Here is a 12,972-nt window from a genome sequence, read left to right on the forward strand (position 1 = left end):
AAGCCCAGGTTTTCCCAGCTTTCGTCACAATTCTTTGAAGTAAGTTACCTATCGGCAACTTGCCGAGGATTGAGCGCCGGGATACGGAGGTTCCAATCTTTTCTTATTTGCTCTCAAACGGGTGTCCTATGCTTTTGAACGATATGACCATGACCAGGCGCGCGCTTCTCGGCGGTGTTGCCGTCACAGCGCTCGCTCTTGCCCTTCCGCTCAGCGTTACCGATGCTCTCGCTCAGGAAAAGCCGGAATCGCAGGGCGATGTCGACATGGCTGCAGCGCTGAAGCCCGGCACCCTGCCGGAAATGGCGCTCGGCAGTGCCGATGCCCCGATCAAGGTCATCGAATACATGTCGATGACCTGCCCGCATTGTGCAAACTTCCACAACGTCACCTTCGACCCGATCAAGACCAAGTATATCGATAGCGGCAAGGTGCAGTTCATCATCCGCGAATTCCCGTTCGATCCGGTCGCAACCGCCGCCTTCATGCTGGCACGCAGCAACCCGCAGAAGCCGGAAGAGCTGGCAACGCCGGAACAGTATTTCGCGATGGTCTCCATGCTGTTCAAGCAGCAGCGCGCCTGGGCGGCTCCAGCCGACAAGGATGTCCGCAACGCGTTGATGCAGACGGTCAAGATTGCCGGTTACACACAGCAGACTTTCGAAGCCTGCTTGACGAACCAGAAGCTTCTCGATGAAATCAATGCTTCTGTGAAGCGTGGCGCGGATGAATTCGCCGTCAACTCCACGCCGACCTTCCTGATCAACGGGAAGAAGTATTCTGGGGACATGTCGGTTGAATCCATGTCGGCGCTTTTCGACAGCATCTGATAACGCTCTCTCCATCGGGAGAGTGAGGGGCGCAGCATGAAGTTCAACAAGCTGCGCCTCGTCGGTTTCAAGTCCTTTGTCGAACCGACCGAATTTTTCATCGAGCGCGGCCTGACCGGAGTGGTCGGGCCGAATGGCTGCGGCAAGTCCAATCTTGTCGAGGCGCTGCGCTGGGTGATGGGCGAAAATTCCTACAAGAACATGCGCGCGTCCGGCATGGACGACGTCATCTTCTCCGGCTCCGGCAATCGACCGGCGCGCAACACCGCCGAAGTCGGCCTCTATCTCGACAATTCCGATCGTACCGCACCGGCAGCTTTTAACGATGCCGACGAGATCCAGGTCACCCGCCGGATCGAGCGCGAAAATGGCTCCGTCTATCGCATCAACGGCAAGGAAAGCCGTGCCAAGGATGTACAGCTGCTTTTCGCCGATGCCTCGACCGGCGCACGTTCGCCCTCCATGGTCGGGCAGGGCAGGATCGGCGAACTGATCAACGCCAAGCCGCAGGCTCGCCGGCAATTGCTGGAAGAGGCCGCAGGGATTTCCGGCCTGCATTCGCGCCGCCACGAGGCGGAACTTCGCCTGCGCGCCGCCGAAACCAATCTCGAGCGTCTCGAAGATGTCGTCGTCCAGCTGGAAAGCCAGATCGAAAGCCTGAAACGTCAGGCCCGCCAGGCAAACCGCTTCAAGTCGCTGTCGGCCGATATCCGCGCCCGCGAGGCGATGCTTCTGCATATCCGCTGGGTCGAGGCCGAGCAGGCTGAACTGGAAGCCCAGACCGCGCTCAACCAGATCACCGTCACGGTTGCCGAAAAGGCTCAAAGGCAGATGGAAGCGGCCAAGGATCAGGCCGTCGCCAGCCTCAAACTGCCGGAGCTGCGCGAGGAGGAGGCGAAAGCCGGTGCCGCCCTGCAGCGCCTGCAGATCGCCCGAAGCCAGCTGGAAGAGGAGGCCGGGCGACTGCTCAAGCGCCGCGACGAGCTGACCCGGCGCCTGGCGCAACTGGCCGAAGACATTCGCCGCGAGGAACAGCTCGCCGCAGACAACACCTCTTTCCTCGAAAAGCTGGACGAGGAAGAGGCAGAGCTGAACGACATGCTGGCGGATAGCGGTGCCGAAAGCGCCGAGCTCAGCGAAGCATTCGAGGCAGCAGGTGCAGCCCTTACTGAGAGCGAGCAACTGCTGGCGACGATCACCGGTGAGCGCGCCGAAGCCGCCGCCGGTCGCAACCAGCTCGAACGTCTGATCCGTGATCTTTCAGAACGTCGCCAGCGCCTCGATCGCCAGCGGCAGGATGCGGCGGCCGAACTCGATGCCGTTTCCGAACGGCTCGGCGCACTCGATGACCCGGAGGAAAAGGCGGAACTGGTCGAAGCCGCCGAGATGGCGCTGGAGGATGCTACTGCCGCTGCCGAAGAGGCCGAAGCCGCACTCAACTCCACCCGCTCTGCGGAAGTCTCCGCGCGCCGTCCGGTGGAGGATGCAAAGACCAAGGTCAACGGGCTGGAGACCGAAGCCCGCACGATCAGGAAGATGCTCGCTGCCGGCGCCGCCTCAGGCGACTACGTGCCGGTTGCCGAAATGATCCATGTCGAGCGCGGTTACGAGGCGGCACTTGGTGCAGCTCTCGGGGACGATCTCGAAAGCCCGGTCGATGACGCGGCCCCCAGTTATTGGTCGGTGACCGGTGACAGCTCCGACGATCCGCGCCTGCCGGATGGCGTTGAGCCGCTGTCGGCCCGTGTTACGGCCCCGCCGGAACTTACCCGCGCTTTGGCGCAGATCGGGATCGCCTCTGCCGGTAACGCGCAGAGCCTGATGGCATCGCTGAAGCCCGGCCAGCGGCTTGTGACCAAAGAGGGTGCTGTCTATCGCTGGGATGGCCATGTCACCGGATCGGAAGCACCCGGAGCGGCTGCACTGCGCCTGTCGCAGAAGAACCGCCTTTCCGAACTCGAAGCCGAGATCGACGAAGCCCGGGATGTTCTGGCCGAATGCGAAAGCCTGCTCGCCGATGCCGTCGCAGAGATCGCGACCAGTGAGCGCATGCTTGCAGATGCTCGCGACCGGGTGCGGCTTGCTACACGTCAGGTTGCCGATGCCCGTGAGGCGCTGGCCGCTGCGGAACGCGCCTCAGGCGATCTCATGCGTCGCCGCGATGTAGTCACCGAGGCGCTCAATCAGGTCGATACGCAGATTGAAGATGTCGATATTCAGGGCGAAAACGCCCGTATAGAACTCGAAAATGCCCCGGACCTGTCGGATCTCGACAATCGCCTGCGTGACCAGCAGGCCGCTGTTGCAACCGATCGTGGCCGGCTGGCCGAAGCGCGTGCCCGCTATGAAGGCCTGAGCCGCGAACTCGAAGCCCGCAAGCGCCGTATCGCTGCCATCGCCCAGGAACGCTCGTCCTGGAAGGCCCGCGCCGATAGCGCCGCCGCCCATATCGACAGCCTGCGCGAGCGCGAGGAAGAGGCGCGCGACGAGATCGTCGAGCTGGAAGCCGCGCCCGAAGAGGTCGACGATCGTCGCCGCAGCCTGATGTCCGAACTGCAAAAGGCGGAGGCTGCGCGAAAACTCGCAGCTGACGAACTGGTCATTGCTGAAACTCGCCAGCGCGAAGCGGACCAGCGTGCCGCAACCGCTCTTTCTGAGCTTGCCGATGCGCGCGAAAAACGCGGGCGTGCCGAGGAGCGACTGGTTTCCGCAGCCGAAAGGCGCCACGAGAGCGAACAGCGTATTCGCGAGGCCTTGAATGTCTCGCCGCCGGAAGTCCTGCGCCTCACCGGCCTGCAGCCGGGCCAGCCTGTTCCGGATATCCGCGCCATCGAACGCGAGGTCGACCGCCTGAAAATGGAGCGCGAGCGGCTCGGCGCCGTCAATCTGCGTGCCGACGAGGAGCAGAAGGAACTTTCCGACAAGCTTGCGACGCTCATCCGCGAGCGCGACGACGTGGTCGACGCGATCCGCAAGCTGCGTGGTGCCATCCAGAGCCTCAACAAGGAAGGTCGCGAGCGCCTGATTGCCGCTTTCGATGTGGTCAACACCCAGTTTCAGCGCTTGTTCACCCACCTTTTCGGCGGCGGTACGGCAGAACTGCAGCTGATCGAATCCGAGGATCCGCTGGAAGCCGGGCTTGAAATCCTCGCCCGCCCACCCGGCAAGAAGCCGCAGACGATGACGCTTCTCTCAGGCGGCGAACAGGCATTGACGGCGATGGCGCTGATCTTCGCCGTCTTCCTTACCAATCCCGCTCCGATCTGCGTTCTGGACGAAGTGGATGCGCCGCTCGACGACCACAATGTCGAGCGCTACTGTAACCTTATGGATGAAATGGCGGCCTCGACCGAGACTCGCTTCGTCATCATCACCCATAATCCGATCACCATGGCACGCATGAACCGGCTCTTCGGCGTGACAATGGCAGAGCAGGGTGTTTCCCAGCTGGTTTCGGTCGATCTCCAGACCGCTGAGCTGCTGCGTGAGGCGAGCTAAAAAAACGAGAGTTTTTTGCGCCATAATTGATTGTAGTCACATATACGTTGTTTCACCCATATAGGGGATGCACGGGATGTGGTATATGGCTATGCAGAATTACGGATTCGGCGGGGGCTGGGGGGCGTCTTTGGGCGCAAAGGCCATTCGGCGAATATGTACCCCCCGCGTGGGTTTCCTGTCCTACGCGGAAGGCTTTGCGGGGCCGAGTGTGATCCGGCCCCGCAAAGCTTTTATCTCTCCCGTCTTCGGGCTCACCTCCAAATTGCGCCAAATTGCCTGTTGCATAATGCTGCAGCGCACATAATCCTGCCTCCATGATTTCCCAAGCTGTTGCAAAAGCTCTGAATTTCAGAGAAAAATGCGCGGGGAGGCAGGAATGGCAAAACGGGTTTACTGGTTCGGCGGTGGTAAGGCAGAAGGCGGCGCGGTGGATATCGCATTGCTGGGCGGCAAGGGGGCACATCTCGCCGAAATGGCGAGTCTTGGCTTGCCGGTCCCTCCGGGGCTGACCATTACCTGTGACTGCTGCCACGAATTTTTCCGCAATGGCAAAAAGATCTGCGACGACCTGAAGGCTGATGTTCTGGCCGGGCTGAAAGCGGTTGAAAAGGAAACCGGTCGCATCTTCGGCGGCAGTGAAAGGCCACTGCTTCTTTCCGTCCGTTCCGGATCGCGCGCCTCCATGCCCGGCATGCTGGACACGGTCCTCAATCTTGGCCTCAACGACGAAACGGTGCAGGCGCTCGGCCATGATGCCGGCGACGCCCGTTTTGCCTGGGACAGCTATCGCCGCTTCATCCAGATGTATGCCGATGTCGTCATGGGCCTCGACAACGAAATCTTCGAAGAGGTGCTGGAAGACGAGAAGGGCCGCCTCGGTCGCCAGCACGATACCGATCTGTCGGCCGTCGAATGGCAGCATATCGTCACGCTCTACAAGCGCCTGATCGAGGACGAACTGGACGAGAGTTTTCCGCAGGACCCGCATGTCCAGCTCTGGAAGGCGATCGCAGCGGTTTTCTCCAGCTGGCACAACGCCCGCGCCGTGACCTACCGCACGCTCCATCGCATCCCCGAAACCTGGGGCACGGCCGTCAACGTCCAGGCCATGGTCTTCGGCAATCTCGGTTCGACCTCCGCCACCGGCGTTGCCTTCACCCGCAATCCATCCACCGGCGAAAAGGCACTTTACGGCGAGTTTCTCGCCAATGCACAAGGCGAGGATGTCGTCGCCGGTATCCGCACGCCCCAGTCGATCACCGAGGAAGGCCGGCTTGCATCCGGCTCTGAAAAGCCGTCGATGGAAAAGCTGATGCCCGAGGCGTTTCAGGAATTCCGCGGCATCTGCGATCGTCTCGAACAGCATTATCAGGATCTTCAGGACGTAGAGTTCACCGTCGAGCGCGGAAAACTCTGGATGCTGCAGACGCGAACGGGAAAGCGCACGACCAAGGCCGCCATGCGGGTTGCCGTGGAAATGGTCGAGGAGGGGCTGATCTCGGAAGAACAGGCGGTCTGTCGCATCGACCCGCCGTCGCTGGATCAGCTTCTGCATCCGACCATCGATCCGCGCGTCCCCCGCCACCAGATCGGCTCGGGCCTTCCCGCCTCGCCGGGGGCGGCGACCGGCGAGATCGTTTTCACCGCTGAACAGGCGGTCGCGGCGGAAGCCGAAGGAAAACGTGTCGTGCTCGTGCGCATCGAGACCAGCCCGGAAGACATTCACGGCATGCACGCGGCAGAAGCCATCCTGACGACACGCGGCGGCATGACCAGCCACGCGGCGGTCGTCGCGCGCGGCATGGGTATCCCCTGCGTCGTCGGCGCTGGCTCGATGCGGGTCGATCTGCGCAACGAAACCCTGACCGGAGCCGGTGGCGTGACGCTCAGAAAAGGCGATATCGTCACCGTTGACGGTTCATCAGGCCAGATCCTCAAGGGCCGCGTCGCCATGCAGCAGCCGGAACTCTCCGGTGACTTCGGAAAGCTGATGGCCTGGGCCGACAGGGCGCGCCGGATGCAGGTCCGCACCAATGCCGACACCCCTCAGGATGCGCGCTCGGCCCGCTCTTTCGGGGCGGAAGGTATCGGTCTTTGCCGCACCGAGCACATGTTCTTCGAAGGTGATCGCATCCACGCGATGCGCGAGATGATCCTTGCCGAAGACGAGGCGGCGCGCCGTGCTGCTCTGGCAAAGCTCTTGCCGCTGCAACGTTCTGATTTCACTGAGCTTTTCACCATCATGCACGGCCTGCCGGTGACCATCCGCCTGCTCGACCCGCCGCTGCATGAATTCCTGCCCAAGACGGAAGCCGAGATCGACGATGTCGCCCGTGCCATGGGCATGTCTCCCGACTTTCTTGCCCGCCGCATCGATGCGATCCACGAATTCAACCCGATGCTCGGCCATCGCGGTTGTCGCCTGGCAATCTCCTATCCGGAGATCGCCGAAATGCAGGCGCGCGCCATTTTCGAGGCCGCAACCGAAGCGGCCAAGGCAACGGGCGAGCCGGTGGAACTGGAAATCCTCGTACCGCTGGTCAGCCTCCGGGCAGAGCTCGATTACGTCAAGGGCGTCATCGATGCCGTTGCGCGCGACGTCTGGAAAGAGACCGGCATGGAGATCGGTTATCTGGCCGGCACGATGATCGAGCTGCCGCGCGCTGCGATCCGCGCCCATGTGATTGCCGAAACCGCCGAGTTCTTCTCCTTCGGCACCAACGACCTGACCCAGACCACATTCGGCATGTCGCGCGATGACGCAGCAACCTTCATCCCGACCTATCAGCGAAAAGGGATCATCGAGCACGACCCCTTCGTCTCGCTGGATTTCGATGGCGTCGGCGAACTGATCCAGATTGCCGCCGAGCGCGGGCGAAAGACCAAGCCCGATCTCAAGATGGGCATCTGCGGCGAACATGGCGGCGATCCGGCATCGATCCATTTCTGCGAAAATGCCGATCTCGACTATGTGTCCTGCTCGCCCTTCCGGGTGCCGGTAGCGCGCCTCGCGGCAGCCCAGGCCGCTATCGCCAAGCGCAACGCCTGACCCTTCAGTGGGGAAGGGCGCTGAGGATGGCGTGAGCTTGGCCGCTCATGTTAGTATGCCCCCGGGGGAAAACCTGGGGAGGGGCGGATGCCGAATCTCGATCATGTCAACATCCACACCCGCGATGCGGCTGTGATGATCGATTTTTTGACGACGCTTCTCGGCGTGGAGGAGGGGTATCGCCCGCCTTTCGGCATGCCGGGCCACTGGCTCTATCTCGAAGGCCATCCGGCCATTCACCTCAATGTCGTGGAGCGCGATGACGATTTCCCGCAAGGCATGCTCAACCACGCAGCCTTCGCCTTTTTTTATCGGGATGATGCGATCAGCCGGGCAAAGGCCACCGGTTATCGTCTCGAACACGATGAGATACCCGGTGCAGGTATCGGCCAGATATTCGTCTATGGCCCGGAAGGGATCAGGATAGAGCTGCAGTACAGGCAGTAGCGGGTCTTACGGCCTGTGCACGATCACGCGCCGTTCGACCACGATCGGCGGGCGCCAGAACATCTGGTCGTTGCGTTCCATCATCGAGCGGGTCTGTGCGCGTCGGTCGAGTTCCAGATCGAGCAGGCATTGCGCCATGGCATCCGTTTTGGCGCGAAAACCGTAGCCTGCACATGTGCGCTCGTCGGCCGCTCGCCGCTCCTCCGGCGTCATCGTCTGGCATGAGGCCAGAATGAGAAGCAGTGCCGAGGGAATGAGAATTCGGGAAAGACGCATGGTCATGCTCCATCAGGTCGCACGGACGAGCCGCGAACAGGTATGTAGAGCATTCGACGATAAAATGCGCGGGGCATGAAAAAAATCGAGGTGGAAAAACCGGCAGCGGAAGGCGTCGGCAGTGGCCCACGATGCTTTGAGATTCCATTCTTCCGACACCTGTCCTACACAGTCTTGATTGTTTCGTCCGGAGCTTGCGCCGCAAAATGACTGTCCGTTTCGTCCGGCCCGTTTCCCAATCCGCCTATCTTGGCCGGCGGTTGGCTTTGTCGGCATTGCTGCTGTTCGTGATTGTGGCTCTTGCCCATCGTTTCGGCCCGTTGAGCGAACCGGATTTCCTGGCGCTTCTGTTCCTGTCCGCAGCAATCGCAGCCGTGTCCCTGCCGCTTTCGCTCGTTGGCCTTGTCCGCTTATGGCAGGTCGGGGCCGATGGTGGCGTTGCGGCCACGAAGGGGCTGATCTATGCGGCATTGCCGCTTGGGACAGTCATTTATGGGGCCGTGCAATATTATACCAAGCCGGCAATCTACGACATTTCCACCGATCTGGCTGATCCGCCGGCTTTTATCTCCGAATTGCATTTCGCCCAGCGCTGGCTTCCCAGACCCCCGGTGCCTGAGGCAGGCGAGCGGCGTGCCCAGTTCGCAGCTTACCCGGGTTTGATCGGCAGGCGGTATGAGGGTGCGCTTGACCGTGTTTATGATGGCGTCCGCAAGGCATCCCTATCCGCAAGAATTGCGATTGCAAAGACCGACGGGCTTTCGCTGGTCGAGCCTGACCGGACCGAGCGAAGCGCGCCGAAGGATGACCAGGCGCCGGTCCCGGATATCGCGCCAGTGCCTTTGCCACGGCCCGAACCATCACTGGACGGCGCTGTCGGCAATCCGACCGAGGTCGTGTTGCAGGGTGCGACCCGCACATTGATTGCCGGATTGCGTTTCGATGTTGTTATCCGTTTGCGCGAGGATGCCGAAACGACCTTTGTCGATATCCGTGTCGTCTCTCGCTATGGGCCGCATGATCTCGGTTTCGGTGCGGAGATCGCCGAGGATTTTCTCGACCGCCTCGACGCGGAACTGCTCGGGCTCTCAGGCGGCTAGAGCAATTCCAGCAAAAGTAGGAACCGGTTTTGCGTCCGGAATTGCGTTAAAACAAAGCGATAGAGCCGTTTCGCATTTCGAAGAAAGGCGGAAATGCTCTAAAATCGCAACCGGATTGCGTAAGCAAAGCGACAGGCAATTCTATCAGGCCGGCCGATAGATCCCGTGCAGCGAGGGTGGCCCATCGGTTGCTACCCTCCCTTTTTCAAGAAGGTCTTCGATATGGGCAAGAACCGAAAGCGCCGCCGCGCCATGCAGCTTGGGATCTGTCTTCACGTAGATGGCCTTGACCATGTCGGCGATCAGTCTGTCGCCGGCCAGAATGCGTTCCATCACGGCTCGCTCCCGCATCCGTCGATGGGTCCGCAAACCCCGCAGGAATGAAGCAGGCTCGCGCACCGGGCCGCCATGGCCGGGAAAATAGATCCTGTCCTTGCGGGCCAGCAGCTTTTCGACAGAGGCCATGAAATCGGCCATGGATCCGTCCGGCGGCGCAACGATCGTTGTGGCCCAGGCCATCACGTGATCGGCCGAAAACACGATGCCGCTATCCTTCAGCGCGAAGACGGAATGGTTCGCCGTATGGCCGGGCGTGTGAATGGCCGAAAGCGCCCATCCATCGCCTTCGATCACCTGCCCATCGGCAATCGCGATATCCGGCAGGAAATCCGTATCGGCGCTTTCCGAAAAAGGATTGATCTCCCCTTCATGCAATGGCCGCGCCGCGCGATGTGCGCCTTCTGCTACCGTCAATGCACCCGTGGCGTCCTTCAAGCGCGCTGCCAGCGGCGAATGATCTCTGTGCGTATGGCTGACGAAGATATGGCTGACTTCCCGACCGTCGATGGCCCGCATCAGCGCATCGAAATGCGCTTCGTTGTCGGGGCCGGGATCGATGACGGCCAGCGAGGATTTGCCGACGATATAACTGTTGGTGCCGTAAAAAGTGAAGGGGGAGGGATTGTTGACGGTCAGTCGCTGAACGTCCTGCGCAATCGGAACGGCATGGCCGTAGTCCGGTGAGAATTCGGTGTCGAAATCGATATCGCTTGCCATGCCTTGCGTCTTGCTAGCCTTTTCCTTCGCCATATCCCGCTTTATTCCAAAAACTATCGCAAGGAAAATAGCCGGATGAACGAAGATAGCCGTTGAGGGCGGGATAAAGCTTTGCTAGAGGAAGCGCCTGCCGTGCGGCATCTTCATGCGGTCACGGAAGTGTTGGGGCGTCGCCAAGCGGTAAGGCACCGGTTTTTGGTACCGGCATTCCCAGGTTCGAATCCTGGCGCCCCAGCCATATTTCAGCAAAATGTGTTGGTGACCGAGGAATCCATCCGCCGAATCTGTCGCAGCACGCGATAGGGCATGCTGGCCTTGGTAACGATATAACGGGGCGATGTCTTGCCGCCGAAGCCGGAGAACAGCAGGATCGAGCCCGCGTTGACGATCCCGTCGAAATCGAAGACACGGCCCATAGCCGCCGCAGACTGGATCGCGTTCCAGAGCAGAAGCGGTACGACGCCGTTGCCGGCATCCGGTGCGCGGGTCGACATCAGGTAATAATAAGTGCTGTTGTCGAAGACACAGAAAATCGCCGCCTTCGGCCTGCCGGTTGCGCTCTCTCGTGCGACCCAGATGTGGCCGCGTCCGCGACTCACCGCCTGGATCGCGACTTCCTTGCAAACGCCGAAATCGATATTGGCCTGCAGGCTCTTTTCTTCGAGATGTGCCGCAGAAAGGTGGAAGAAGGCTTCCGGATCCGAACTTTCGTGAACGTCGAAATTCTCCGCGGCCCGGCGGATGACATTGCGTGTCTTGTCGCGCATCGCCTTCCAGATCACGGCGTCCGGGTAGGGCTCTATTTCGAAAGTGAACTGAACCTGGACATTGTAGCCCTGTGCCTGAAAGGGCAGGGCGTCACATACGCCGCGATGCATCTTCTGACGAAAGGATGAAAGCGGCGGGAGTTTGCGGATAAGTTCCTGCGTGATCGAATGGCGTTTGACATAGCGATTGGCTTCGCTGCCGCCGCCGTCATCGATGCCGGGGCCGAGAAAATGCGTCAGCGTCGGCATGTTGCTGCTTGTCAGGCCGTATCGGGAATTGACCATATAGGGAAGGCGCCCGACCGTTCGTCCGCCATCGGTCACCTCGACGAAATCGACCCGCCCGCGTGTGGCAGCTTCCAGCCACCATTGTTCGTGGAATATTGTCGGCGTCAGCTTGTTGAACGCCATCTCTGCTGCCGCTTTTAACTGGCCCTGTTGGTCAATACTCTTGCTACGCGTGATCATCGAACCTAGCCTCAGTACTATAGATTCTGAACTATGCCTGCTGAGCGGGTATCTGTCGGAGTTATTTGCATTGTATTTGCAGCGTCATGTTAAACGAAAATTAATTAATGTGAATAAGAGCATTCATATTTATTGATTCAAGTTTAATTGCTGCGCTGCAAATAAAATCGGTCGCGCGGCAAAGTAAAAATATTAATTCGATGAATCAATAGCTTGCCGACTGGCCTGTAGCGGCTGTCGGCGAGGTTTCGTCGGAGGAAATGTAGATCGCTTCGGGTTCTAGGCCTGCTGCTCAAGCGAAAAGGCACAGTTTGTGGGGGCAGGTGAGTGAAACCTGCCGCGTCCTTGCTTCAGAGCGGGATAGGGTGGTCGCCGAAAAATATGGATCAGACAGCCTGACGCGTCGCGCCGATGAATTTCGGTTTTGCCATGGCGGACCGGTAGACCGCCGTCGTTTCCAGGGCGACGCGTTCTATGGTCAGGTTGTCGATGCGAATCTGGCTCTTTTCCTGCCATTCGCGAAGAGTGGCGGGATCGGCAAGGAGGTTGGCAAGGGCTGCGGCCAGCATCTCCGGTGCCGATGGAGGCACGAGTATGCCGGCTTCGCCGAATTCCAGCAACTGCGGAATCCCGTCGACCTTTGTCCCAATGATGGCGCAGCGCGCCTCGCGCGCCTCGGAAATCACCAGAGGCGCAGGATCGGCAAGCGACGGCAGGACGAATATGTCGGCCGCCAGCATGTAAGGATAGGGATCGTCGAGCGAGCCGACGAAGGTGATTGCGTCACCGCAGCCCGTCTGCCTCGCCAGTTCCCGGTATTCTTCGCCCATAGGGCCGCTGCCGACGATGAAAAGCCGCGCTGCGGGATATGTGGCGTGAACAATCTTGAACGCCTGTATGAGGTCCACGACCCCCTTGCGCGGGTGTAACCCGCCAACGAATAGGATGCTCGGATGCGCAAGATCGGCAGGAGCCGCTTGCCTGTTGGCAAAACGTGCAGTGCCGATCGTGCCGTTGAGCACGACATGCAGCTTTTTCGCCGAAATTCCGCGCTGCTGCATGGAGCGACTGACGGATTCGCTGACGGCGATCACCCGGGTGCCGAGCCCCATCAGGATGGCGCTTTTTTCAAATTCATTGTGAACGGTGGTGACCAGCGGAATCCCGGACAGCTTGCAGACCGGATAGGCCAATACGGCGCTCGTCATCATATGCGCATGGATTACGTCAGGTTTCCACTCGTTGACATGACGTTTCAATGTCGCGACCGAGCGGACGACCGTCAGCAGTCTCCGTTCGTGATCGACGATGCGGGTTGCTACATGGTTGCTTGCCAGCAGCTCGTCGAAATCGCCGCCGCCGCTGGCGATGCACACCTCGTGACCGAGCCTTCTTTGCTCGCATGCGAGATCGACTGCTGCATGGACATGTCCGTTCAGCCGGTAGGTGTGGTTAAGAAGATGCATGATACGCATGTT

At 60.3% G+C, this 12,972-nt stretch carries 9 protein-coding genes and 1 tRNA gene; 6 read left to right on the forward strand and 4 right to left on the reverse strand.

Annotation, left to right across the window (positions count from 1 at the left end):
• Positions 1-128: 128 nt before the first annotated feature.
• The 4 genes from ACI3K0_RS06660 (at position 129) to ACI3K0_RS06675 (ending at position 7,827) form a co-directional block, all read left to right on the forward strand.
• Entirely contained in the window at positions 129-830 is a 702-nt protein-coding gene (locus ACI3K0_RS06660) for a DsbA family protein (protein WP_206824297.1), read from the forward strand.
• A gap of 36 nt (positions 831-866) precedes the next feature.
• Positions 867-4,328 carry a chromosome segregation SMC family protein gene (locus ACI3K0_RS06665; RefSeq protein WP_404945143.1) on the forward strand — a complete coding sequence of 1,154 codons (3,462 nt, stop codon included), beginning with the start codon at positions 867-869 and terminating at the stop codon, positions 4,326-4,328.
• A gap of 379 nt (positions 4,329-4,707) precedes the next feature.
• Positions 4,708-7,380: a pyruvate, phosphate dikinase gene (gene ppdK / locus ACI3K0_RS06670; protein ID WP_183822910.1), complete on the forward strand. Its 2,673-nt coding sequence runs from the start codon at positions 4,708-4,710 to the stop codon at positions 7,378-7,380.
• 87 nt (positions 7,381-7,467) lie between these two features.
• Positions 7,468-7,827, forward strand: coding sequence for a VOC family protein (locus ACI3K0_RS06675; protein WP_404945144.1), 360 nt, complete (start codon positions 7,468-7,470; stop codon positions 7,825-7,827).
• Between the two features lie 6 nt (positions 7,828-7,833).
• On the opposite strand, the gene ACI3K0_RS06680 is transcribed toward ACI3K0_RS06675, so the two are convergent.
• The gene (locus ACI3K0_RS06680) at positions 7,834-8,103 is read right to left on the reverse strand and encodes a hypothetical protein (RefSeq protein WP_183822906.1); all 270 of its coding nucleotides are present in this window, start codon (positions 8,101-8,103) and stop codon (positions 7,834-7,836) included.
• A gap of 206 nt (positions 8,104-8,309) precedes the next feature.
• Here ACI3K0_RS06680 and ACI3K0_RS06685 point away from each other — a divergent pair, with 206 nt between their 5' ends.
• Positions 8,310-9,203: a DUF1499 domain-containing protein gene (locus ACI3K0_RS06685; protein ID WP_206824304.1), complete on the forward strand. Its 894-nt coding sequence runs from the start codon at positions 8,310-8,312 to the stop codon at positions 9,201-9,203.
• A 144-nt stretch (positions 9,204-9,347) separates the two neighbouring features.
• Here ACI3K0_RS06685 and ACI3K0_RS06690 read toward each other — a convergent pair whose 3' ends face one another.
• Entirely contained in the window at positions 9,348-10,259 is a 912-nt protein-coding gene (locus ACI3K0_RS06690) for an MBL fold metallo-hydrolase (protein WP_206824575.1), read from the reverse strand.
• 163 nt (positions 10,260-10,422) lie between these two features.
• Between ACI3K0_RS06690 and ACI3K0_RS06695 the strand changes: the two genes are divergently transcribed.
• Positions 10,423-10,497: transfer RNA gene (locus tag ACI3K0_RS06695), tRNA-Gln, on the forward strand.
• Positions 10,498-10,501: 4 nt separating this feature from the next.
• On the opposite strand, the gene ACI3K0_RS06700 is transcribed toward ACI3K0_RS06695, so the two are convergent.
• Together ACI3K0_RS06700 and ACI3K0_RS06705 are read right to left on the reverse strand one after the other, a co-directional pair.
• A complete protein-coding gene (locus ACI3K0_RS06700; protein WP_246435931.1) occupies positions 10,502-11,494 on the reverse strand; it encodes a GNAT family N-acetyltransferase in 993 nt (330 codons plus the stop codon).
• A gap of 386 nt (positions 11,495-11,880) precedes the next feature.
• Positions 11,881-12,969, reverse strand: a complete 1,089-nt coding sequence (locus ACI3K0_RS06705; protein WP_148144051.1) for a glycosyltransferase family 4 protein — start codon at positions 12,967-12,969, stop codon at positions 11,881-11,883.
• Positions 12,970-12,972: the final 3 nt, after the last annotated feature.

Origin of the sequence: Rhizobium sp. ZW T2_16, assembly GCF_044987325.1 — a bacterium.
Classification (GTDB): domain Bacteria; phylum Pseudomonadota; class Alphaproteobacteria; order Rhizobiales; family Rhizobiaceae; genus Neorhizobium; species Neorhizobium cellulosilyticum.